The organism is Paraburkholderia sp. MM5482-R2, from assembly GCF_050436125.1.
GTDB lineage: Bacteria > Pseudomonadota > Gammaproteobacteria > Burkholderiales > Burkholderiaceae > Paraburkholderia > Paraburkholderia tuberum.
Genome location: NZ_JBNDLP010000002.1, coordinates 2,684,674 through 2,707,029 on the forward strand (window position 1 = coordinate 2,684,674; position 22,356 = coordinate 2,707,029).

Below are 22,356 nucleotides of genomic sequence, written 5' to 3' on the forward strand. Positions count from 1 at the left end.
CGTCGGGTTCGAACGGGTTTCGTTTGCGCGTTCGCAGGCGAAATCGGAGCAGAGCCGGCGGCATTTTCGCGGCACGTACCCTGTCGAGCGGCGGTCGAGCGGTCCGAATGCAGGATCGAACAAGACGCCCTGCTCGCAAAACCGCTATTCTGCCGGCCATTCCAGTTTATCCAGCAGAGGCAGTCGATGCAGCGCGGTGTCGTATATGGCGTCATGGCCGGAGCCTTGTGGGGCATGGTGTTTCTGGTGCCGCGGGTGCTGCCCGACTTCTCCCCGCTCCTGCTCGTCGCCGGCCGCTACTCGATGTACGGCGTCGTGTCGCTCGCCGCGGCGCTGCCGATCGCGCGTTCGCTCGCCAAACGGCTGAGCCGCGAGGATCTGATCGCGCTCGTCAAGCTCGCGCTGGCCGGCAATATCGTCTATTACCTGCTGCTGACGGCCGCCGTGCACCTGATCGGAATCGCGCCGGCCTCGCTAATCGTCGGCGTGCTGCCGGTCACGGTCACGCTGGTCGGCCGGCGCGATCACGGCGCGGTGCCGCTCGCGCGCCTCGCATGGCCGCTCGCGACCGTGATGGCGGGCATCGTCTGCATCAATATCGACGTCTTTACGGTGGCCGGCGCGGCGCCGGTGAGCATCGCGACGCGCCTGCTCGGCGTGGCCTGCGCGGTGGGCGCGCTCATCTGCTGGACCTGGTTCGCGGTCGAGAACGCCCGTTACCTGCAGCGTCAGACGCATTTCAGCGGCAATGAGTGGTCGGTGCTGTGGGGCGTCGTGACTGGCGCGCTCGGCGGCGCGTTGTGGCTCGTGGTCGCGGTGCTGCCGTCGGGCGGGCCCGCACGGTGAGTTGGCCGACCCGAGCTGGCACACGTTCTGGCTGCTCAACCTCGCACTCGCGATCGGCGCGTCGTGGCTCGGCAACGGCCTGTGGAATGCCGCGGCAAAACGGCTGCCGCTAACGCTGTCCGGCCAGATGATCGTGTTCGAGACGCTGTTCGCGCTGCTTTACGCGTTCATTTACGACGAGCGCCTGCCACGCCCGCTCGAACTCGCGGCGATCCTGCTGCTGGTGGCGGGGGTCTGGTGGTCGGTGCGCCGGCATTCGGACGACGATTCGTCGGGTGCGGCGCGCATCGAGGGCATGAACGATAAGGCGCAGACGGCGGCGCCTTGAGGTGACGTGACGCGATGATGCAAAACGGGCGGCGCGCGAAAAAAGTCCGCCGCCCCCCAACTAGCGCCGCCTAGCGCGAATCCTTGTTCAACCAACGCCGCCCCTCGATCGACCCCGCTTTGCGTGTCTTTTCGACGCGGCGTTGGCGCGACACCTTCGGATCCACCAGCAACGGCCGGTAAATCTCGACGCGATCATGGTCGGCCAGCACCGTATCGAGCGGCTTGAGCTTGCCGAACACGCCCACCTTCTGCGTGTTCAGATCGATCGACGGAAAGCGCTGCAGAATCCCGCTTGCGCCGATCGCCTGTTGCAGCGTCGCGCCCGCGGGCAACTCGACCGCAATCAGCGCCTGCTCGGCAGCGAGCGCATAGCAGACCTCGACCGTTAGCCGCGCGCTCATGACTGACCATAGCGCTGGTTGGCGCGCTTCACGAAAGATTCGACGAAGGTATTGGCGATGTGATTGAACACCGGCCCGATGATCTTCTCGAGCAGGATGCTGGTGAACTCGTAGTGCAGCGCGAATTCGATCTTGCACGCATCGGCGCGCAGCGGCGTGAAGCGCCAGAAACCGGTGAACTTGCGAAACGGACCGTCGGCGAATTCCATGTCTATGCGCGTGGGGCGCTCCATCGAGTTACGCGTGGCGAAATGCTGCTTGATGCCCTTGAAGTTGATATCGATCCTCGCCTCCATGCTGGTGTCGTCCCGGTGACGAATTTCGATGCCCCCGCACCATGGCAGGAACTTGGGGTAATCGTCGACGTCGGTGACGAGGTCGAACATCTGCTCCGCCGAGTGGCGAATCAAAACGGTTTTCTGGACATCTGCCATAAATTGAACAGCGCGTGGCAACGGTGGACAAGCGCCGCGGGCTTTCCTTGCCCCGCTTTGCTAAAATCGTGATTTTAAACGAGTTGGGCACTTTCCATTCATGAGCATCATAGACAACAGAAAAGCCTTCTACGACTACTCGGTCGAGGAACGCTATGAGGCAGGCCTCGTGCTCGAAGGATGGGAGGTCAAGGCGTTGCGCGCCGGGCGCGGCCAGATCAAGGAAGGCTACGTGGTGATCCGCAACGGCGAGCTGTTCCTGATCGGCACGCACATCAGCCCGCTGCCCGAAGCGTCGACGCACATCCATCCCGACCCGGTGCGCACGCGCAAGTTGCTGCTGCATAGCGAGGAGATCAGCAAGCTGATCGGCAAGGTCGAGCAGCGCGGCTACACGCTCGTGCCGCTGAATTTTCACTACAAGAACGGTCGCGTCAAATGCGAGATCGGTCTCGCGAAGGGCAAGAAGATGCACGACAAGCGCGAGACCGAGAAGAAACGCGACTGGGAGCGCGAGAAGGCGCGCTTGATGCGCTCGCCGACCTGAACGCGATTCGTTTCCGGCTCATGCAAAAATGGCCCGCGCATCGATGTGCGGGCCATTTGCTTTTACGTCACGCGCTCATTGCGCATGCATTGCCCGTTCGTCAGCGCAAGTCGCCGCGCGGCGGCTCCGCTGCCGCCTTGCTCCTGTTCACGATGGTCAGCGCCGACGCGATCATCGAACTCATGTTCGACATGTCGCCCGGCACGATCAGTGTCGTGCCCTGCCTGGCCAGGTTCGAGAACGCGTTCACGTACTGTTCGGCCACCTTCAGATTCACCGCGTCCATGCCGCCGTTCAGCTGGATCGCCGCCGCGATCTTCTGGATCGCCTGCGCGTTCGCCTCGGCCACCGCCAGAATCGCCGCGGCCTGCCCCTGCGCCTGATTGATCGCTGCCTGACGCTCGCCTTCGGACTTCTGGATCGCCGCCTCGCGGCCGCCCGACGCGATATTGATCTGCTCCTGCTTGCGCCCTTCCGATGCCGCGATCAGCGCGCGTTTCTCGCGCTCGGCGGTGATCTGCGCCTGCATCGCGTGAAGGATTTCCTTTGGCGGCGTCAGGTCCTTGATCTCGTAGCGCAGCACTTTTACGCCCCAGTTCGCGGCCGCCTCGTCCAGCGCGGACACGATGCTGTGATTGATGAAATCGCGCTCCTCGAAGGTCCGGTCCAGCTCCAGCTTGCCGATGACCGAGCGCAGCGTGGTCTGCGACAACTGCGTGATCGCGAACACGAAGTTGCTCGATCCGTACGATGCCTTCATCGGATCGGTGACCTGGAAATACAGCACACCGTCGACCTGCAGTTGCGTGTTATCGCGCGTAATACAGACCTGGCTCGGCACTTCGAGAGGAATTTCCTTCAGCACGTGCTTGTACGCGACCCGGTCGACGAACGGGAACGCGAAGCTCAGACCCGGCGTCAGCGTCGCGTGATAACGGCCGAGGCGCTCGAGCACCCACGCATGCTGCTGCGGCACGATCTTGATGGTCTGCGACGCGAGCACGATCACGACGATCAGCAGCACTGCCCCGACGATGGTTGAATCCATATCGCTACCCTCCGATTCTGCTTCGAATAGTTGTGCGCAGGTTGGTCGGGCCTGCGTTTTCAGCTTGGGCGGCCGGCGCTCGGATCGTCAGGTCGCGCTCGCGCGCGCCTTCGGCTGCCGACTCGCGACGACGACGAGGCAACTGCCCCGCAACTCCCTGATCTCGTAGACCTGCGCGTCTTCGGGTTCGCCCGCGGCCAGCTCGATGTCCCATGCCGCGCCACGATAGGTCGCGCGTGCTTTGCGCCCCTGCCAGGCCGGCACGTTCAGCGTCTGCCCGATATCCAGATTGACATCCGGATTGCGCGACGCCTGCTCGCGCCTACGACGGCCGAAGCGCGAGCGTCTGAGCACCACGACCGCCGCGAGCGCAACCAGCGCCGCCACTACGAATTGCAGATCGGTCCCGGCGCCGGCAATGCGCGCAAGCGCGGCCGCGACGAAGCCGAACGCGATCATCAACAGATAGAAGGTGCCGCTCATCAGTTCCAGCACGACAAGCACACCCGCCCCGATCCACCAGAACAGTCCACCAGGCGCCACGTCGACCTCCACAAAGCAAAACACCCCGGTTCTACCGGGGTGTTTATAGCACGAAGCGCACGTGCCTTTAACGCGTGCCGAATGCCGCCTGCGAAAGCGGCATTCGATACCTCGCGAGTTACTGCTTCGCCTTTGCCAGCTGCTGCCACGTATCGATGATCGTGTCGGGGTTGAGCGAGATCGACTTGATGCCTTCGTCAGTCAGCCATTGCGCGAAGTCCGGATGATCCGACGGCCCCTGGCCGCAGATACCGACGTACTTGTCGAGACGCAGACAGGTTTCGATCGCGCGCTTGAGCAGGAACTTGACCGCTGGATCACGCTCGTCGAAATCGACCGCGAGCAGTTCCATGCCCGAGTCGCGGTCGAGGCCGAGCGTGAGCTGCGTCAGGTCGTTCGAGCCGATCGAGAATCCGTCGAAGTACTGCAGGAACTCTTCCGCGAGGATCGCGTTCGTCGGCACTTCGCACATCATGATCAGACGCAGGCCCTTCTCGCCGCGCTTCAGGCCGAACTTCGCGAGCAGCCCGACCACGCGCTCCGCCTGCTTCAACGTACGCACGAACGGCACCATGATCTCGACGTTGTCGAGGCCCATCTCTTCACGCACCTTCTTCAGCGCGACGCATTCCATCTGGAACGCCTCGGCGAAGTCTTCCGCGATATAGCGCGACGCGCCGCGGAAACCCAGCATCGGGTTTTCCTCGTCCGGCTCGTAGCGCGAACCACCGATCAGCTTCTTGTACTCGTTCGACTTGAAGTCCGACAGACGCACGATGACGGGCTTCGGATAGAACGCCGCCGCGATCGTTGCGATGCCTTCGGTCAGCTTGTCGACGTAGAACGCCCGCGGCGAGGCGTGACCGCGCGCGACGCTTTCGACCGCCTTCTTCAGGTCCTGATCGACGTTCGGGTACTCGAGGATCGCCTTCGGGTGCACGCCAATGTTGTTGTTGATGATGAACTCGAGCCGCGCGAGACCCACACCTGCGTTCGGCAGTTGCGAGAAGTCGAATGCGAGCTGCGGATTGCCGACGTTCATCATGATCTTCACCGGAATCGGCGGCAGTTCGCCGCGCTGCACTTCGGTGACTTCGGTTTCGAGCAGGCCGTCGTAGATCTTGCCTTCGTCGCCTTCCGCACATGACACGGTGACGAGCGCGCCGTCCTTCAGCACGTCGGTCGCGTCGCCGCAGCCGACCACGGCCGGCACGCCCAGCTCACGCGCGATGATCGCCGCATGGCAGGTGCGGCCGCCACGGTTCGTGACGATCGCCGACGCACGCTTCATGACCGGCTCCCAGTTCGGGTCGGTCATGTCGGCGACGAGCACGTCACCCGGCTGCACGCGGTCCATCTCCGACGGGTCGTGGACCACGCGCACCGGACCCGCGCCGATCTTCTGACCGATCGCGCGGCCCGTTGCCAGCACGTTCGACTGGCCCTTCAGCTTGAAGCGCTGCTCGGCCTTGCCGCCGCCCTGGCTCTTCACCGTTTCCGGACGCGCCTGCAGGATGAAAATCTTGCCGTCGCGGCCGTCCTTGCCCCACTCGATGTCCATCGGACGCTGGTAGTGCTTCTCGATGATCACCGCGTACTTCGCGAGCTCGATCACGTCTTCGTCGGTGATCGAGAAGCGGTTGCGCTGTTCGTGCGCGACGTCGACGGTCTTCACGCGGCCCGGCTCGCCCGGCTTCGTGAACTCCATCTTGATCAGCTTCGAGCCGATCGAGCGGCGAATGATTGGGTACTTGCCCTGCGCGAGCGTGGTCTTGAACACGTAGAACTCGTCCGGATTCACCGCGCCCTGCACGACGGTTTCGCCGAGGCCATAGCTCGACGTGATGAAGACGGCGTCCTTGAAGCCCGATTCGGTGTCCAGCGTGAACATCACGCCCGCGGCGCCGACGTCCGAACGCACCATGCGCTGCACGCCCGCCGACAACGCGACTTCAGCATGCGTGAAGCCCTTGTGGACGCGATAGGAGATGGCGCGGTCGTTATACAGCGACGCGAACACGTGCTTCATGCGATCGAGCACGTCGTCGATGCCGACCACGTTCAGGTAGCTTTCCTGCTGACCGGCGAACGATGCGTCCGGCAGGTCTTCCGCGGTCGCGGATGAACGCACGGCAAACGACAGCTCCTCGGGCGAGCTCTGTTGCAGCGTGTCGAACCCCGCGCGAATGTCAGCCTCGAGCTGCGGCTGCAGCGGCGCGTCGACGATCCATTGACGGATCTCCTTGCCCGCTTCGGCGAGCGCCTTCACGTCGTCGACGTCGAGCGTCTCGAGACGTTTGGCGATGCGCTCGGTCAGATCGTTGTGCTGCAGGAAGTCACGGAACGCGAGCGCGGTGGTCGCGAAGCCGGTCGGCACGCGCACGCCGGCTTCGGCGAGCTGGCTGATCATCTCGCCCAGCGACGCGTTCTTGCCGCCGACGATCTCCACGTCGGTCATCCGCAACTGCTCGAACGGAACTACATACGCCTTGTCCTTTGCGACGGTAACTGCGTTAGTCATACAAGCCCCTAAGTGTGAAAGAAATTCACGACTGTGCAAGTGGGCTTGAACACGGGCAGCCCATTGGAAGCCTCGACCCCGTGTCTTGCACAACCTGTTAGATAAGCAATCGCCTGGACGGCGGAGATGCGTTGCATGGCGCGCCGGCCGTGGCGCACGAGGCGGAGCACCGAAGAACGCGGTTGAGCGGACTTACCGCTCGATTTGTTGCGTTCAACGCATATTGACATTAGATAACGTGACGTTGAACGACCGTTCGCGGCAAGTTAGCGGCCAATCGCCTGCAATTGCTTATCCAACAGGTTGCCGCTATTCTACCGTGCCGACTCCTGAAATGTGGCAGTCGGTCGAGAATTGCGCCTCGAATCGCGCGCCGACCGAGCCAGCGGGCTTTTGCGGGACCGCCCGCGCGGGACGCGAGTGTGGCGCGCCCGCCGCCGCGCGGTTTGATTCGAGCGCGTTGTCGCGCTCGCGCTTTCCGGCTCATTTGCCTTTCACGTTCACAGCTCCTCTGATGCCGCCCACCGTATTCATCGTCTCAGACGGTACCGGGATTACTGCCGAAACCTTCGCGCATTCGATCCTCTCCCAGTTCGACCAGAAATTCCGCCTGGTTCGCGTACCTTTCGTCGACTCGACCGAGAAGGCCTACGCAACGCTCGAAAAGATCAACGAAGCGGTCGTGCAGGACGGCCGTCGACCGATCGTGTTCACCACGCTCGTCGATAGCTCGTCGAATCAGATCGTGAAGGGTTCGAACGCGCTCGTGCTCGACATGTTCCAGACCTTCGTCGAGCCGCTCGAGCAGGAACTGGAACTGAAGTCGAGCCACGCGATGGGGCGCGGCCACCAGAACGCGGACACCGAGGAGTACAAGAACCGGATCGAGGCGATCAATTTCTCGCTCGCGCACGACGACGGTCAATCGAATCGCAATCTCGCAGACGCCGACGTGATCCTCGTCGGCGTGTCGCGCAGCGGCAAGACGCCGACGAGCCTTTACCTGGCGATGCAGTACGGCGTGAAAGCGGCGAACTATCCGCTGATTCCCGAAGATTTCGAACGCGGCAAACTGCCGACGCCGCTACGCGAGCATCGACAGAAGATGTTCGGGTTGTCGATCGATCCGCAGCGGCTGTCGGAGATCCGTAACGAGCGGCGGCCGGGCAGCAAGTATGCGGCGCCGGAAAACTGTCGCTATGAGATCAACGAAGCCGAAACGATGATGCGGCGCGAGGGGATCAAGTGGCTGTCGTCGACGCACAAGTCGATCGAGGAAATCGCGACGACGATCCTGCAGGAGATCAAGCTGGATCGGCCGTCGTATTGAGAGATGGCCGAGCAGGCGTTGCGTTGCCGGGCCAGAGCCCTCGCAACGCCACTTAAGTCTACTTTTTGCGCCCGCGCTGCTGCCGGCACTGCTCGAACACGCAGACCGCCGCCGCGGCCGCCACGTTCAGCGACTCCATACCGCCGGGCTGCGGAATCGTCACCCGCAACGACACGGCATCGCGCCACGCCTGCGACACGCCCGCCCCTTCGTTGCCGAACACCCACGCGAGCGGCCTGCTCAGGTCGCTGTCATAGATCGCTTCGGCACCATGCGAATCGGTGATGACGATCGGTACCGCGAGCCGTTCGATCAGGGCACGCGCTTCGACATCCTCATGAATCTGCAACAGGAAGTGCGCGCCCATCCCGGAACGCAGCACCTTCGACGACCACGCGTATGCGGTGCCCGGCGCGCAGAACACGTGCTCGATACCCGCAGCCGCTGCGCTGCGCAGAATCGAGCCGACGTTGCCCGCGTCCTGCACGCCGTCGAGCACGAGACAGTTTTGCTCGACGCGCTCGGGCAGCGGTGCGTCGAGCTTCTCGACGAGCAGCAGAATCCCGACCCCATGCACGACATTCGACAACTGTCCGAACAACGCATCCGGCAGCGTCACGAGCCGATGCTCGTCGATCCGTGACACGATCGCCTGCGCTTCGTCGTGACGCAACGCGCCGTCGGTGACGACGCATAGCTCCGGCTGACCTGCTACGTCGAGATACGTGCTCGCGAGATGGAAGCCCTCGAGCAGCGCATGGCCGCTGCGGCGCTGTTGATGCGTCGAGCCGGCCAGTGCCTTCAGGCGCTTGTAGAGCGGATTGTCCCGCGAGGTGATGGCTTTCACAGGCAGCGAAGGCGGTGAGAAGGGAAAAGGAATCAGCGGCAATCAACGGCGCGCAAGCGCGGAGCGCGCTCGAGCCGCGCTGATGGGGTAGGTCACGCGAAGCCGGCTTCGCCGAACGCATCGTCGTCGAGCAGCAGCGCGTCGGCCACGATGACGGCGTCCGCCGACGGCAACGGCACGCCAGTGCCGAACCTCAAATGCGCTTCGCGCACCGGCGCGAACGAGCGCCGATGATGCTCGCACGGCCCATGCTCGCGCAGCGCCGCGAGATGCTGCGGCGTGCCATAACCGGCATGCGCGTCGAAGCCGTACATCGGATACGCCTGGTGCAGTTCGACCAACATGCGGTCGCGCGTGACCTTCGCGAGAATCGACGCCGCCGAGATGCTCTTCACGAGCGCGTCGCCGCCAATCACCGCCTCGCTACGGATGCTGAGCGTCGGGCAACGGTTGCCGTCGATCTTCACGAGCGTCGGCACGACCGACAGGCCCTCGACCGCGCGCTTCATCGCGAGCATGGTGGCGTGCAGGATGTTCAGCGAATCGATTTCCTCGACTGTCGCCGACGCGACGCAGTACGCGAGCGCACGCTCGACGATCTTGTCGTACAGCGCTTCACGCTTGAGTGCGCTCAGCACCTTCGAATCGTCGAGGCCACGGATCATCGGTTTGGCGGGATCGAAAATCACCGCCGCCGCGACGACCGGACCGGCCAGCGGTCCGCGCCCTGCTTCGTCGACGCCGCAGACGATGTCGTCGGCGCTCTCGAAGTTCAGGCCGGATTGCGCCACTACCCGAACGGTGGCCGCGATCTTCCGGCGAGGCGCGCCCGCGGCGGTCATGGCCGCCCCGCCCGCTGCTCGACGACGCTCGCCACGACTTCGGCCGCGCGCTGCGCGGTGTTCTGCTTCAGCACGTGATGCATCTCCGTGAAGATTTCCTTCAGCGTGCGCCGGTTCGCCTCGTCGCGCAACTGCTTCAGCGTCGCCTCGGCGAGCGCCTGCGGCGTCGCGAAGTGCTGCAGGATCTCCGGCACCACGAAACGCCCGGCCAGGATGTTCGGCAGGCCGACGTACGGCAGATAGCCCTGGCGGCGCATGATCTGCCCGGTCAGCCAGGGCACCTTGTACGAAATCACCATCGGCTTTTTCAGCAGCGCGGCTTCGAGCGTGACGGTGCCGCTCTTTACGAGAATCGCGTCGGCGGCGGTCATCGCGAGTTGCGACTGGCCTTCGGTGATGGTCAGCGCGAGGCCCGGATGCGCATCGACGAGCGGCTGCAGCAACGCGCGCAACGCGGGCGTCGCCGCCGGCATCACGAAGCGCACGCTGGGCTCCTGGTGCTGCATCATCTCCATCGCCGCGAAGAACGTCGGGCCGATCAGGTCGATCTCGGAGCGCCGGCTACCCGGCAGCACCGCGATCACCGGCCCGCTTTCCGCGAGACCGAGTGCGCGGCGCGCACCGAGGGTGTCGGGTTCGAGCGGGATCTGATCGGCCAGCGGATGCCCGACGTACGACGCCGCGACACCCGCCTTTTCGAGCAGCGCGGTTTCGAACGGGAACACGCACAGCATGTGATCGACGGCCTTGGCGATCTTCTTGATGCGCCCGCCACGCCACGCCCAGATGGACGGGCAGACGAAGTGCACGGTCGGAATGCCGGCGTCGCGCAGTGCGTGCTCGAGCCCGAAATTGAAGTCGGGCGCGTCGACGCCGACGAACACGGACGGCGGTTCGGCGAGCAGCTGACGCTTGAGCTCGTTGCGGATACCGAGGATTTCAGGAATATGCCGCAGTGCTTCGACATAGCCGCGCACCGTCAGCCTTTCCATCGGCCAGTGGGCGTCGAAGCCCGCGGCGATCATGCGCGGACCGCCGATGCCGTAGTACTGCGTGGCGGCCGGCAACCGGCTGGCGAGGCCGTCGAGCAGCGACGCGGCGAGCAGGTCGCCGGACGGCTCGCCGGCCACCATCGCGACGCGCAGCGGACTGGGTTGCAACGTCATCGGTTAGCGGATGATGCCGCGCTGCGACGCTTCGACGAACGCGAGCAGCGTCTGCACCGGGGCGTCGCCGTCACCGCCGGCCGAACCGAGTTCCTTCAGTTGCACCTTCGCTTCTTCGAGCGACAGGCCGTTCTTGTACAGCACGCGATACGCGGTGCGCAGCACCGAGATCGCGTCGGCCGAGAAGCCGCGGCGACGCAGCCCTTCGACGTTGATGCCGTGCGGCTCGGCCTTGTTGCCCGCGGCGATCACGTACGGCGGCACGTCCTGCACGAGCGCCGAGGCGCCGCCGAGCATCGAATGCGCACCGATGCGCACGAACTGATGCACGCCCGACATGCCGCCGATGATCGCGTAGTCGCCGATCGTCACGTGACCGGCCATCTGCGCGTTGCTCGACAGGATCACGTTGTTGCCGACGTGGCAGTCGTGACCGATGTGCACGTAGGCCATGATCCAGTTGTCGTCGCCGAGCGTGGGTGACGCCCGCGTCCTGCACCGTGCCGGTGTGGATCGTCGTGAACTCGCGGATCATGTTGCGGTTGCCGATCACGAGCCTGGTCGGCTCGTCCTGGTACTTCATGTCCTGCGGACGCCCGCCGACCGATGCGTAATGGCCGATGCGGTTGTCTTCGCCGAGCGTGGTATAGCCTTCGATCACGCTGTGCGAGCCGACCGTGCTGCGCGCACCGATCGTCACGTGTGCGCCGATCACCGCATAGGGCCCGACTTCGACGGATTCGTCCAGCTGCGCGCCCGCTTCGATGATCGCGGTGGGATGGATCCTGCTCATGCGTCCTCGCTTCTGATTCTGTTGCGTTGTGTGGATGGCCTTGCCGTCAGGGCCGCCGCGCGCGTGCTTTGCCGCGCCGCGACCTGCCCCGACGCGGGCTTTTACGCGTCTTTGTCCGTGTGGCGCACCGCGCACATCAGATCGGCTTCCGCCGCGACGACGCCATCCACTTCGGCGCGCGCCTTGAACTTCCAGATGCCGCGCATGTGACGCTCGAACGTGCAGTTCAGGATCAGCTGATCGCCCGGTTCCACCACGCGCTTGAAGCGCGCGTTGTCGATGCCGACGAACAGGTACAGCGTGTTCGACGGATCGCTCGGCTCTTCCGAGAACGTCAGCAGCGCCGCGGTCTGCGCGAGGGCTTCGAGGATCAGCACGCCTGGCATCACCGGCCGCGTCGGGAAATGTCCCTGAAAATACGGCTCATTGATCGACACGTTCTTCAACGCTTTGATGCTCTTGTGCGGTTCGAGTTCGAGCACCCGGTCGACTAGCAGGATCGGATAACGATGCGGCAGCAGCGTGAGAATCTTATGAATGTCGAGATTGATTTTTTCGGTGCTCATGGTGTTTCTGCTCACGCATTGACTGCGCGATGATGACTGCGGATGCTGGGTGCAGGTGGGTTGAAAACGCGCACGACCGGCGCCTCTGATGACCGGTGGTCGTGCCACCCGGTCACGGCCACCGGCTTTGCTTCACGATGCTCGACCACTATTTTACGCGGTGCGGATGGGTCGCCGGGATAACTGTCAGATCTTGTTGCCTGCGGGTTGACCTGCGGCGCCGTCAGTGGCATTGCCGGCTTTGTCGACGGTGGCGTTCTCCAGCGCTTTGATGCGATCGCGAAGCTTGTCGATATTGCGCAGCAGCGCGGCGCTTTTGTTCCAGTCCGCGTGGTTCACGGCCGGGAACGCGCTCGTGTACATGCCGGGCTTCAGCAGCGACTTCGACACGCCCGACTTTGCGGTGACGATCACGTAATCGGCGAGCGTCACGTGTCCGGCAATGCCGACCGCGCCGCCGATCATGCAATGACGGCCGATGGTCGTGCTGCCCGCGATGCCCGCGCAGCCCGCGATCACCGTGTAGGCGCCGACCTTGCAGTTGTGGCCGATCTGCACGAGGTTGTCGATCTTCACGCACTCCTCGATGATCGTGTCGGCCATCGCGCCGCGGTCGATCGTGGTGTTCGCGCCGATTTCGACGTCGTTCGCGATCGACACGCCGCCGACCTGCGGAATCTTGACCCAACTGCCGGTGCGTGCGTCGCCCTCGCCGACGAAGTCGGGCGCGAAGCCGAAGCCGTCCGAGCCGATCACCGCGCCCGCGTGGACGATCGCGCGCTCGCCGAGCTTGCAGCCGTGGTACACGGTCACGTTCGGATACAGATGTGAGTTCGCCCCGACGCGGGTGCCGCGGCCGATTACGACGTTGGCGTCGAGCCGCGCGTGCTCGCCGATCACTGCGCCCGCTTCCACGGTGACACGCGGACCGATCACCGCGCTCGCGGCGACCTGGGCGGAAGGATCGATGGTTGCGCTGGGATGCACGCCGGGGACCGCCCTCGGCGCGGCCAGGTCGATGAAGGTTTGCGCGATGCGCGCAAAGTAAGCGTAGGGATTCGGCGTGACGATGAAGTTTCGAGCTTCGCGCGAGGCGAGCTTCGCAAGGTCGCCGGCATTGATCAGCACGGCGCCGGCGCGGGTCGTTTCGACCTGCGACAGATACTTCGGATTGGCGAGGAACGCCAACTGGTCCGGGCCGGCCTGGTCGAGCGGCGCAAGACTGCTCACGCGCTGCGCCCCGTTACCGACTACTTCACCGCCGAACCGCTGGACGATGTCCTCGAGCGTAAATGCCATGCCTATCCTGTCTCCAATGTCGACCAGAGTTGGCGCTTTAGCGCTTACTCTGGTCCCATTCAAATCATTGCGAGGGCGCGCGCCGAGGCGTGCGGGGCGACCGTGCGCCGCCCTCAGTCGCCCTCAGTCGCCCTCATTGCCCTTAGTTGCCCTCAGTTGCCCGATGCCGCAAGTGCCTTCAGCACCTGGTCGGTGATATCGATGCGCGGGCTCACGTACACCGCTTCCTGGACGATCAGATCGTAGTGCTGCGTTTCGGCGATCTGCTTGATGACCTTGTTCGCGCGATCGAGCACTGCCGCGAGTTCCTCGTTGCGGCGCTGGTTCAGGTCTTCGCGGAACTCACGCTGCTTGCGTTGGAAGTCCGAGTCGAGCTGCGACAGGTCGCGCTGCTTTTGCGCGCGATCGGTCGCCGACATTGTCGCGCCATTCTTGTCGAGTGCATCGGACATCGACTTGAGCTTTTGCGCCATGTCGGCGAGATCCTTGTCCCGCTTCGCGAATTCGGCCTCGAGCTTCAGCTGCGCGGCTTTCGCCGCCGCCGATTCGCGCAGGATGCGGTCGGAATTCACCGCGGCGATCCTCGCCTCCTGCGCGTGCGCCATGCCGACCCCGAGGGTCATTGCCAGCGCCAATGCGCACGCTACACGTTTCGAAAACATACCGGTTAGCAAAGTCATCCTCTCGATACTGTAGTTTGGCCGGGTCCGCCGCCGCAGCCGGCCGCCGGCAACGCCGGCCGCCGGGAACACCCGCCGCCCGATCAGAACGCCGTCCCGATCTGGAACTGGAACTTCTGGTACTGGTCGCCAGTGTGCTTCGTGAGCGGGAAGCCAAGGCTCAACTTGAGCGGGCCGATCGGCGAGATCCACGCGAGACCCACACCGTAGCCGTAACGCAGGCCATTTGCGCCGATGCTGTTACCTTCCGTTCCCCACACGTTACCGGCGTCGAGGAACGTGAACACACGCAGCGTGCGATCGTAGCCCGTGCCCGGCAGCGGGAACGTGAGCTCGATATTGCCGACGAGCAGCTTCGAGCCGCCGATCGGGTCGTTGGTCTTCGCGTCTCGCGGACCGAGCGAGCTCGGCTCGTAGCCGCGCACCGAACCGATACCGCCGGCGAAGTAGTTCTTGAAGATCGGATAAGGCTTGCCGCCGAGGCCGTTACCGTAGCCGCCCTGGAAGTTGAAGCCCAGCACGAAGCCACGCGCGAACGAGTAATAGTACTGCGCGTTGATGTCGGCCTTGTAGTACTGCGTGCCCCCGATCGGCGTGCCGTACTCGGCGTTCGCCTGCGTGAAGTAGCCGCGGCTCGGCACCAGCGCGCTGTCACGCGCGTCGCGCGACCAACCGACCGTCAGCGGTACGTTGTTCGACACGCGGCCGAACTGGTTCACGTAGTCGATATAGCTTTGCGGCGTATTCGAGTCGATGTCGAGCTGGTTCTGCTCGAAACCGACGCCGAAAAACACCGTGTCGACTTCGGAGAACGGAATGCCGAACTTCAGGTCACCGCCAATCGTGACGATCTTGAAGCTCGAATCGGTCGAATAGTACAGCGGCTGGTACGTGCGGTAGTAGACGTCGGTGATCCGCTTGATGCCGTCCACGGTGAAGTACGGGTCGACCTGCGTGACCGTCAGCGTACGGTACGTCTTCGCGGTATTGATGTTCACCGAGAGGCTCGTGCCGGAGCCGAACACGTTGTCCTGCGAGATACCCGCCGACAGCACCACCTTGTCCGTCGATGAGAAGCCCGCGCCAAGCGTGATCGCGCCGGTCGGCTTTTCGGCGACCTTCACGTCGATGTCGACCTGGTCGGGCGTGCCTTCGACCGGCACCGTGGTCACGTCGACGTCGGTGAAGTAGCCGAGACGGTTGATACGGTCCTTCGACAGCGCGAGGCGGTTCGAATCGAACCACGAGCTTTCGAGCTGGCGCATCTCGCGGCGCACCACTTCGTCGCGCGTGCGCGTGTTGCCGACCACGTTGATGCGCCGCACGTACACGCGACGGCTCGGGTCGACCTGAAGCGTCAGGTCGACGGTGTGGTTGTTCTGGTCGATCTGCGGCTGTGCATTGACGGTCGCGAACGCGTAGCCGTACTCGCCGAGCTTGTCGACGATCGCCTTCGTGGTGGCCTGCAGCTTTTCGGCCGAGAAGCGGTCGCCCGGCTTGATCTTGATCAGCTTCTTCAGTTCCGCTTCGCGGTCGAGCAGATTGCCGGCGAGGCGGATGTTCGAAATCGTGTACGGCTGACCTTCATGCAGCGTGACCGTCAGGTACATGTCCTTCTTGTCCGGCGAAATCGACACCTGGGTCGATTCGATGCTGAACTCGAGATAGCCGCGGTTCAGGTAGTACGAGCGGACGTTCTCGAGGTCGCCGGTGAGCTTGTCTTTCGCGTACAGGTCGTTCTTCGTGTACCACGAGAACCAGTTCGGCGTGGACAGCTGCATTTCGTCGCGCAACGTGCCGGTGCTGAATGTCTTGTTGCCGATGAAGTTGATCTGACGGATCTTCGCGCTCGGACCTTCGGCCACCGAGAACAGGATGCCGACGCGGTTGCGGTCGATCGGCGTGATCGTCGTGGTGACTTCGGCCGCGTAAAAACCGCGCGTCAGATACTGGCGCTTCAGTTCCTGCTCGGCCTTGTCGACGAGGGCCTTGTCGTAGTAGCGACCTTGCGACAGCCCGACCGCGCGCAGCGCCTTGATCAGGTTGTCCTTGTCGAACTCGTGGATACCGGCGAAGTCGATCGTGCCGATGGCCGGGCGCTCTTGCACCTGCACGATCACCACGTTGCCTTCGGTCGCGATCTTGACGTCGTTGAAGAAGCCCGTCGCGTACAGCGCGCGAATCGCTTCGGACGCCTTGTCGTCGGAAAAGGTATCGCCTTGCTTGATGGGCAGGTACGCGAACACCGTGCCCGGTTCGACGCGTTGCAATCCCTCAATGCGAATGTCTTGCACCACGAAGGGCGTCGTTGCGTGAGCAACCAGCCCATGCGCGGCGAACGCCGCGGCTACAACCGTCTTTGGACCAAAGCGATGAGGTTTGAACAACGTGCTTCCCCAGTATGTATAGCTGCATCAGGCCTGGCGGCCGCCCTCGTGAACGCCGCCGGACACTTTAAAAATGGATTAAACGAGCCAGATCGTTGAACAGCGCAATCGCCGACAACGCGACGATGCAGGCAAGCCCCGCCCTCTGAAAAACGAGTTGCCAGCGATCGGAGACAACTTTACCGGTCACAGCTTCAACCAAATAATATAACAGATGACCCCCATCCAATACCGGAATTGGTAGCAGGTTCAGCACGCCGAGGCTAATGCTGACAAGGGCCAGGAACGACAGAAACGCGGCAGGACCCAGACGTGCGCTCTTTCCCGCGTAGTCGGCGATCGTCACCGGACCGGACAGATTCTTCAGCGACGCCTCGCCGACGATCATCCGGCCGAACATCCTGACCGAGTACACCGCGAGATCCCAGGTACGGCGCGCGCCGAGGTGGAGGCTCTCGAGCGGCCCGTAGCGCACGTCGATCGACGGCACCTGGGTCGCCAGCTCTGCGCCGATGCGGCCGATCTGCTGCCCGCTCGCCGCATCGCGCTGCAGTTGCGGCACGATGGTGATTTCTTCGAGCGCGCCCGCCGCATGACCGCCACGGCCCCCGCGCTCCACCCGCAGCGTGACCGGCACGCCGGCGTGCGATTTTACAAAAGCGATGAAGGCCGAGGCATTATCGGTCGGCGTGCCGTTGATCGCGCGCAGCCGGTCGCCGGCGACGAGCCCCGCCTTTTGCGCGGCGCTGCCCGCCTGCACGCCCGCCACCGTCAGCTTGCCGCCGCCGGGCTCGAAGCCGAGGCGTGACATCAGATCGTCGTCGACGTCTTTCTCGCCGAGGCCGCGCAGGTCCATCGGAAAATCGGACGTGCCGTGCGCGTCTTTTGCACTGAGCACGATGCGCTGCTGATCGAACGCGGCGCCGAGCAGCTTCCAGCGCAGATCCGACCACGACCGCACCGGCTCGGTCTCATCGCTATGGCCGGTGCGCACACCGACGATGGTCTCGCCGCCTTCGAAGCCCGCCAGCGCGGCCGGCGTGTTCGGCGCGGGTGTCGCGATCACGGCGGCCGGTTCGGTCACGCCAGTTGCGAACACGAGCGCGAACAGCACGATCGCGAGCAGGAAATTCGCGACCGGACCGGCCGCGACGATCGCGAAGCGCCGCCACACCGACTGGCGGTTGAACGCATGCGGCAGATCCGCTTCGGGAATCGAACCGGGGCCGGTCTCGCGCTCGTCGAGCATCTTCACGTAGCCGCCGAGCGGCAGCGCGGCAATCGTCCACTCGGTGCCCGTCTTCGGACTGACCCACTGAACGAGCGGCTTGCCGAAGCCGATCGAGAAGCGCAGCACCTTCACGCCGCACAGACGCGCGACGCTGTAGTGCCCGTACTCGTGGACTACCACGAGTACGCCAATCGCAACCGCGAAAGCGAGCAGTTCGATCAGCAGATTCATAAACGCCTCACTGGACGGCGCGTTCCGTGCGACGGGCGCCGTCAGGCAGACGCGCGATGAATTCGGTAGCAGCTCGGCGCGCGGCGGCGTCCGCTTCGATGACGTCGTCGAGCGCGTGCGCGCTGCGGTTCGGCAACGCGTTCAGCACGGAGTCGACCGCCTCGGCAATCGCCATGAAGCCGATGCGGCGCGCGAGAAATGCCTCCACCGCGATCTCGTTCGCGGCGTTCAACGCCGCGCTCGCGATGCCGCCTTCCGCAAGCGCCTTCATGGCGAGCGCGAGGCACGGGAAGCGCGCGTAGTCGGGTTTTTCGAACGACAGCGACGCGATCTCCGCGAGATCGAGCTGCGCGACCCCGGAATCGACGCGATCCGGAAACGCGAGCGCGTGCGCGATCGGCGTGCGCATGTCGGGGTTGCCGAGCTGCGCGAGCACCGAACCGTCCGCGTACGACACCAGCGAATGAATCACGCTCTGCGGATGGATCAGCACCTCGATGCGCTCGCCGGGCAGGTTGAATAGCCAGTGCGCCTCGATCACTTCGAGGCCCTTGTTCATCATCGTGGCCGAGTCGACCGAGATCTTGCGGCCCATCACCCAGTTCGGATGCTTGCAGGCTTCATCAGGCGTCACGTCGACGAGCGTGGCCGGTTCGCGCGTGCGGAACGGGCCGCCCGATGCGGTCAGGATGATCTTTGAAACGCCGCCATGCAGCGACGCTTCACGCGGCAGGCATTGGAAAATCGCGTTGTGTTCGCTGTCGACCGGCAGCAGCACCGCGCCGTGGTCGCGCACCGCGTCCATGAAGATCGCGCCGGACATCACCAGCGCTTCCTTGTTCGCGAGCAGGATGCGCTTGCCGGCGCGCGCCGCGGCAAGGCTCGGCGCGAGACCGGCCGCGCCGACGATCGCCGCGACCACCGTGTCGCAGCCCTCGCTCTTCGCGACGTCGACGAGCGCCTGCGGCCCGTACGTGACCTCGGTCTTGCTGCCCGCTTCGCGCAGCTTCGCGGCGACCTTCGCGGCCGTGTCGGCGTCGCCGACCACCGCCACTTCGGGCGCGAACCGCAGGCATTGCCCGACGAGCTTGTCGCCGTTGCGATGCGCGCTCAGCGCGTAAATCGAAAACCGCTCGGGATGACGCGCGACCACGTCGAGCGTACTGTCTCCAATCGAGCCCGTAGAACCGAGCAATGTCAGACGTTTTTGCATATCTCTTTCTCTAGCCGAGCAGCAGCATGGCGAGCGGCAGCACCGGCAACAACGCGTCGATGCGATCGAGCACGCCGCCGTGCCCCGGCAACAGGCCGCTCGAGTCTTTGACGCCGGCCTGACGTTTCATCAGCGATTCGAACAGATCACCGACCACGCTGAAAACCACCAGCAGGGTCAGCGCGAGCACCGTGCGCAGCGCACCCAGTTGCGCCAGCAGCGCAGAATACAGGGTCGGCTCGAACGCGTGCAAAAAGATCGCCGCGGCCGCGACGATCATGACCAGCAGCCAGCCGCCGATCGCCCCCTCCCAGGTTTTACCCGGACTAATCGCTGGCGCCAGCTTGTGCTTGCCAAATGCCTTCCCGGAGAAGTATGCGCCGATATCGGCGAGCCATACCAATAGCAGCAGCGACAGCACGAACGGCACACCCTGCATGCGCGCGGCGACGAGAGCATGCCAGCACGCGATGAAACCGACGATTCCGGCAAGAAACAGAAACGCGCGCCACGCGCCCTGCGCGAGCACGGGCTTGCGCAGCAGCACGAATGGACCGGCGATCACCCAGAAAATCGCCGCCGCCTGGAAGAACGGCCGCGCAGGCTCGGTGCCGATGCCCACCCGCGTACTGGTGACGAGTCCGAGTGCCGCGACGAGCGCGTACAGCACCGGACCCGCGCCACCGAGCTTCAGCAGGCGCGCCCACTCCCACGCGGCGAACACGACGACGAAAGCGATCAGCGCGCCGAATGCGCCGACAGGCGCGAACAGCGTGACAGGCAGGAACACTGCCAGCAACACGATCGCCGTGATGACACGGGTTTTTAGCATGGAAGCGAATCGACGTTCTGCGATTGCGGCTCGAGCTGAGCACTGGTGCGGCCGAAGCGGCGTTCCCGCTCCGTGTACGAAGCGATGGCGTGACCGAGCGCGTCGGCGTCGAAATCCGGCCAGAACGTGTCGGTGAAATAGAACTCGGTGTAGGCAAGCTGCCACAGCAGGAAGTTGCTGACGCGGCGCTCGCCGCCGGTGCGGATGAACAGGTCCGGCTCGGGTGCGTAGGCCATCGACAGGTGCTCGGCGAACGCGTCCTCGTTGACCTCGACCGGCTTGCCCGCCGCCGCTTGCTCGACGAGCTTGCGGGCGGCCTGCATGATGTCCCAGCGCCCGCCGTAGTTCGCGGCGATGGTCAGCGTGAGACGGGTGTTGCGCGCGGTCTTGGTTTCCGCGCGCTTGATCAGATCGCGGATCTTGTCGTCGAAACGCTCGAGATCGCCGACCACGCGCAAACGGATCCCGTTCGCGTGCAGCTTGCCGATCTCGCGCTCGAGCGCGGTGACGAACAGGCGCATCAGGAACGATACCTCCTCGTTCGGACGGCGCCAGTTCTCCGAGCTGAACGCGAATAGCGTCAGATATTCGACACCCCGCCGCGCGCACGCCTCGACGGCCGCCCGCACCGCGTCGACGCCGCGCGTATGGCCCGCCACGCGGGGCAGACGCCGCTGCGTGGCCCAACGGCCGTTGCCATCCATGATGATCGCGATATGTCGCGGCACCGCGGCGACTTCAGGCACGCGCACGGTTGAGCTGGTATAGGTCATGGCCGTCGGGACAGTAATGCCAGTAAAGAAGTGGAAATCAGAAGGTGCTGAGCCGAACGGCGTCAGACCGTCATGATCTCGGCTTCTTTCGTTGTGACGAGCTTGTCGATTTCGGCGACGAACTTGTCCGTCAGCTTCTGGACGTCGTCACCGGCACGACGCTCGTCGTCTTCCGAGATTTCCTTGTCCTTGACGAGCTTCTTCAGTTGCTCGTTGGCGTCGCGGCGCAGGTTGCGCACGGCCACCTTGGCCGTTTCGGCTTCGCTGCGAACGACCTTGGTCAGCTCGCGGCGACGCTCTTCGGTCAACGCGGGCATCGGTACGCGGATCACATCGCCATGGGTAGCTGGGTTCAGACCGAGATCCGACTCGCGGATCGCCTTTTCGACGACCTGGACCATCTTCTTTTCCCACGGCTGCACGCCGATCGTGCGCGCGTCGATCAGCGTCAGGTTCGCGACCTGCGAAATCGGCACCGGCGAGCCATAGTAGTCGCACTGGATATGATCGAGCAGGCCCGTGTGCGCACGGCCCGTGCGGATCTTCGACAGGTCGTTCCTGAACGCGTCGATGGAGCGCTGCATCTTCTGTTCAGCGCCCTTCCTGATATCAGCCACAGACATTTTTAAACCTCCGAACCTTCAAAACGGTGCGAGCCGCCCGGCACGCGCGATGCGGCGGCCCGGGCTCGCGTCAAAGCCCACGTAATGTAAACGAAGTTTACACGTGGACGAGGGTGCCCTCGTCCTCACCTAGCACGATGCGCTTGAGCGCACCGGGTTTGACGATCGAAAACACGCGGATCGGCAGCTTCTGGTCGCGGCACAGAGCGAAAGCCGTCGCGTCCATCACCTGCAGATTGCGGCCGATTGCCTCGTCGAAGCTGATCGTGCTGTAGCGGGTCGCGCTCGAATCCTTCTTCGGATCGGCCGAATAGACGCCGTCCACCTTGGTCGCCTTCAGCACCACTTCCGCGCCGATTTCCGCGCCGCGCAATGCAGCGGCCGTGTCGGTCGTGAAGAACGGGTTGCCGGTGCCGGCCGCGAAGATCACGACCTTGCCTTCCTCGAGCTGGCGGATCGCGCGGGGCCGGATGTACGGCTCGACGACCTGGTCCATGCGCAGCGCCGATTGCACGCGCGCCTCGATGCCGGCGTGACGCATCGCGTCCTGCAGCGCCAGCGCGTTCATCATCGTGGCGAGCATACCCATGTAGTCGGCCGTTGCGCGGTCCATACCCGCCGCACCGCCCGCGACGCCGCGAAAAATATTGCCGCCGCCGATCACCACGGCCAGTTGCGTTCCGAGACGGACCACTTCGGCCACGTCCGCCACCATTCGTTCGATGGTTCCGCGATTGATGCCGAAGGCATCGTCGCCCATCAGAGCTTCACCGGAGAGTTTGAGCAGGACGCGTTTATAGGCAGTGGGCATAGGGGTATCCAGATCGCGCAGAACAGGGCAACAACAAGGGACTAATGTAGGGGTGAAATGCT

The 22,356-nt window shown here is 64.2% G+C and carries 20 protein-coding genes and 2 pseudogenes; 3 read left to right on the plus strand and 19 right to left on the minus strand.

Annotated elements, in window-relative coordinates; genetic code table 11:
- Window positions 1-186: 186 nt before the first annotated feature.
- Window positions 187-1,174, plus strand: a pseudogene (locus OKW37_RS15200) (DMT family transporter).
- A gap of 70 nt (window positions 1,175-1,244) precedes the next feature.
- Here the strand turns inward: OKW37_RS15200 and OKW37_RS15205 are convergent.
- The gene (locus OKW37_RS15205) at window positions 1,245-1,577 is read right to left on the minus strand and encodes an RnfH family protein (RefSeq protein WP_090800565.1); all 333 of its coding nucleotides are present in this window, start codon (window positions 1,575-1,577) and stop codon (window positions 1,245-1,247) included.
- Window positions 1,574-2,011, minus strand: a complete 438-nt coding sequence (locus tag OKW37_RS15210; protein ID WP_018417666.1) for a type II toxin-antitoxin system RatA family toxin — start codon at window positions 2,009-2,011, stop codon at window positions 1,574-1,576. Before OKW37_RS15210 ends, OKW37_RS15205 begins: the two co-directional genes overlap by 4 nt.
- A gap of 100 nt (window positions 2,012-2,111) precedes the next feature.
- On the opposite strand from OKW37_RS15210, the gene smpB reads away from it, so the two are divergent.
- Window positions 2,112-2,558 carry an SsrA-binding protein SmpB gene (smpB, locus tag OKW37_RS15215; protein WP_013089686.1) on the plus strand — a complete coding sequence of 149 codons (447 nt, stop codon included), beginning with the start codon at window positions 2,112-2,114 and terminating at the stop codon, window positions 2,556-2,558.
- 100 nt (window positions 2,559-2,658) lie between these two features.
- Here the strand turns inward: smpB and OKW37_RS15220 are convergent, their stop codons facing one another.
- From OKW37_RS15220 to ppsA, 3 genes are all read right to left on the minus strand, one after another.
- Complete coding sequence (locus OKW37_RS15220) at window positions 2,659-3,606, minus strand: SPFH domain-containing protein (RefSeq protein WP_184022647.1); 948 nt, start codon at window positions 3,604-3,606, stop codon at window positions 2,659-2,661.
- An 87-nt stretch (window positions 3,607-3,693) separates the two neighbouring features.
- Window positions 3,694-4,149, minus strand: coding sequence for an NfeD family protein (locus OKW37_RS15225; protein ID WP_187615354.1), 456 nt, complete (start codon window positions 4,147-4,149; stop codon window positions 3,694-3,696).
- Window positions 4,150-4,267: 118 nt separating this feature from the next.
- Window positions 4,268-6,670, minus strand: coding sequence for a phosphoenolpyruvate synthase (gene ppsA / locus OKW37_RS15230; protein WP_429405577.1), 2,403 nt, complete (start codon window positions 6,668-6,670; stop codon window positions 4,268-4,270).
- 514 nt (window positions 6,671-7,184) lie between these two features.
- On the opposite strand from ppsA, the gene ppsR reads away from it, so the two are divergent.
- Window positions 7,185-8,000, plus strand: coding sequence for a posphoenolpyruvate synthetase regulatory kinase/phosphorylase PpsR (gene ppsR / locus OKW37_RS15235; RefSeq protein WP_090800570.1), 816 nt, complete (start codon window positions 7,185-7,187; stop codon window positions 7,998-8,000).
- A gap of 58 nt (window positions 8,001-8,058) precedes the next feature.
- Here the strand turns inward: ppsR and OKW37_RS15240 are convergent, their stop codons facing one another.
- The 14 genes and pseudogenes from OKW37_RS15240 to pyrH form a co-directional block, all read right to left on the minus strand.
- Window positions 8,059-8,847 (minus strand): TrmH family RNA methyltransferase, encoded by a 789-nt coding sequence (locus OKW37_RS15240; protein ID WP_090800571.1) that lies wholly within the window; start codon window positions 8,845-8,847, stop codon window positions 8,059-8,061.
- 92 nt (window positions 8,848-8,939) lie between these two features.
- Entirely contained in the window at window positions 8,940-9,689 is a 750-nt protein-coding gene (gene rnhB, locus OKW37_RS15245; RefSeq protein ID WP_429405575.1) for a ribonuclease HII, read from the minus strand.
- Window positions 9,686-10,855, minus strand: coding sequence for a lipid-A-disaccharide synthase (gene lpxB / locus OKW37_RS15250; protein WP_184056890.1), 1,170 nt, complete (start codon window positions 10,853-10,855; stop codon window positions 9,686-9,688). The genes rnhB and lpxB overlap by 4 nt, the downstream gene beginning before the upstream one ends.
- A gap of 3 nt (window positions 10,856-10,858) precedes the next feature.
- Window positions 10,859-11,648: pseudogene (gene lpxA / locus OKW37_RS15255) on the minus strand (acyl-ACP--UDP-N-acetylglucosamine O-acyltransferase).
- A gap of 101 nt (window positions 11,649-11,749) precedes the next feature.
- Entirely contained in the window at window positions 11,750-12,214 is a 465-nt protein-coding gene (gene fabZ, locus OKW37_RS15260; RefSeq protein ID WP_006048683.1) for a 3-hydroxyacyl-ACP dehydratase FabZ, read from the minus strand.
- Window positions 12,215-12,400: 186 nt separating this feature from the next.
- The gene (gene lpxD, locus OKW37_RS15265; RefSeq protein ID WP_429405573.1) at window positions 12,401-13,513 is read right to left on the minus strand and encodes a UDP-3-O-(3-hydroxymyristoyl)glucosamine N-acyltransferase; all 1,113 of its coding nucleotides are present in this window, start codon (window positions 13,511-13,513) and stop codon (window positions 12,401-12,403) included.
- 152 nt (window positions 13,514-13,665) lie between these two features.
- Window positions 13,666-14,187 carry an OmpH family outer membrane protein gene (locus tag OKW37_RS15270; protein WP_026225318.1) on the minus strand — a complete coding sequence of 174 codons (522 nt, stop codon included), beginning with the start codon at window positions 14,185-14,187 and terminating at the stop codon, window positions 13,666-13,668.
- Between the two features lie 89 nt (window positions 14,188-14,276).
- Window positions 14,277-16,580 (minus strand): outer membrane protein assembly factor BamA, encoded by a 2,304-nt coding sequence (gene bamA, locus OKW37_RS15275; protein ID WP_184056894.1) that lies wholly within the window; start codon window positions 16,578-16,580, stop codon window positions 14,277-14,279.
- 67 nt (window positions 16,581-16,647) lie between these two features.
- Entirely contained in the window at window positions 16,648-18,042 is a 1,395-nt protein-coding gene (gene rseP, locus OKW37_RS15280; protein WP_018417653.1) for an RIP metalloprotease RseP, read from the minus strand.
- 7 nt (window positions 18,043-18,049) lie between these two features.
- Window positions 18,050-19,255, minus strand: a complete 1,206-nt coding sequence (locus OKW37_RS15285; RefSeq protein WP_429405571.1) for a 1-deoxy-D-xylulose-5-phosphate reductoisomerase — start codon at window positions 19,253-19,255, stop codon at window positions 18,050-18,052.
- A 10-nt stretch (window positions 19,256-19,265) separates the two neighbouring features.
- Complete coding sequence (locus OKW37_RS15290) at window positions 19,266-20,087, minus strand: phosphatidate cytidylyltransferase (protein WP_184056901.1); 822 nt, start codon at window positions 20,085-20,087, stop codon at window positions 19,266-19,268.
- Complete coding sequence (uppS, locus tag OKW37_RS15295; RefSeq protein WP_090800585.1) at window positions 20,081-20,860, minus strand: polyprenyl diphosphate synthase; 780 nt, start codon at window positions 20,858-20,860, stop codon at window positions 20,081-20,083. Before uppS ends, OKW37_RS15290 begins: the two co-directional genes overlap by 7 nt.
- Window positions 20,861-20,922: 62 nt before the next feature.
- Window positions 20,923-21,483 (minus strand): ribosome recycling factor, encoded by a 561-nt coding sequence (gene frr / locus OKW37_RS15300; protein ID WP_090800586.1) that lies wholly within the window; start codon window positions 21,481-21,483, stop codon window positions 20,923-20,925.
- A gap of 97 nt (window positions 21,484-21,580) precedes the next feature.
- Window positions 21,581-22,294, minus strand: a complete 714-nt coding sequence (pyrH, locus tag OKW37_RS15305; protein WP_090800588.1) for a UMP kinase — start codon at window positions 22,292-22,294, stop codon at window positions 21,581-21,583.
- Window positions 22,295-22,356 lie beyond the last annotated feature (62 nt).

Coding starts and splice junctions, on each gene's coding strand:
- OKW37_RS15220 (WP_184022647.1), bottom strand. CDS start 3,606: ATGGATTCAACCATCGTCGGGGCAGTGCTGCTGATCGTCGTGATCGTG.
- uppS (WP_090800585.1), bottom strand. CDS start 20,860: ATGACCTATACCAGCTCAACCGTGCGCGTGCCTGAAGTCGCCGCGGTG.
- pyrH (WP_090800588.1), bottom strand. CDS start 22,294: ATGCCCACTGCCTATAAACGCGTCCTGCTCAAACTCTCCGGTGAAGCT.
- frr (WP_090800586.1), bottom strand. CDS start 21,483: ATGTCTGTGGCTGATATCAGGAAGGGCGCTGAACAGAAGATGCAGCGC.
- OKW37_RS15210 (WP_018417666.1), bottom strand. CDS start 2,011: ATGGCAGATGTCCAGAAAACCGTTTTGATTCGCCACTCGGCGGAGCAG.
- lpxB (WP_184056890.1), bottom strand. CDS start 10,855: ATGACGTTGCAACCCAGTCCGCTGCGCGTCGCGATGGTGGCCGGCGAG.
- rnhB (WP_429405575.1), bottom strand. CDS start 9,689: ATGACCGCCGCGGGCGCGCCTCGCCGGAAGATCGCGGCCACCGTTCGG.
- ppsA (WP_429405577.1), bottom strand. CDS start 6,670: ATGACTAACGCAGTTACCGTCGCAAAGGACAAGGCGTATGTAGTTCCG.
- rseP (WP_018417653.1), bottom strand. CDS start 18,042: ATGAATCTGCTGATCGAACTGCTCGCTTTCGCGGTTGCGATTGGCGTA.
- fabZ (WP_006048683.1), bottom strand. CDS start 12,214: ATGAGCACCGAAAAAATCAATCTCGACATTCATAAGATTCTCACGCTG.
- smpB (WP_013089686.1), top strand. CDS start 2,112: ATGAGCATCATAGACAACAGAAAAGCCTTCTACGACTACTCGGTCGAG.
- ppsR (WP_090800570.1), top strand. CDS start 7,185: ATGCCGCCCACCGTATTCATCGTCTCAGACGGTACCGGGATTACTGCC.
- lpxD (WP_429405573.1), bottom strand. CDS start 13,513: ATGGCATTTACGCTCGAGGACATCGTCCAGCGGTTCGGCGGTGAAGTA.
- OKW37_RS15285 (WP_429405571.1), bottom strand. CDS start 19,255: ATGCAAAAACGTCTGACATTGCTCGGTTCTACGGGCTCGATTGGAGAC.
- OKW37_RS15290 (WP_184056901.1), bottom strand. CDS start 20,087: ATGCTAAAAACCCGTGTCATCACGGCGATCGTGTTGCTGGCAGTGTTC.
- OKW37_RS15205 (WP_090800565.1), bottom strand. CDS start 1,577: ATGAGCGCGCGGCTAACGGTCGAGGTCTGCTATGCGCTCGCTGCCGAG.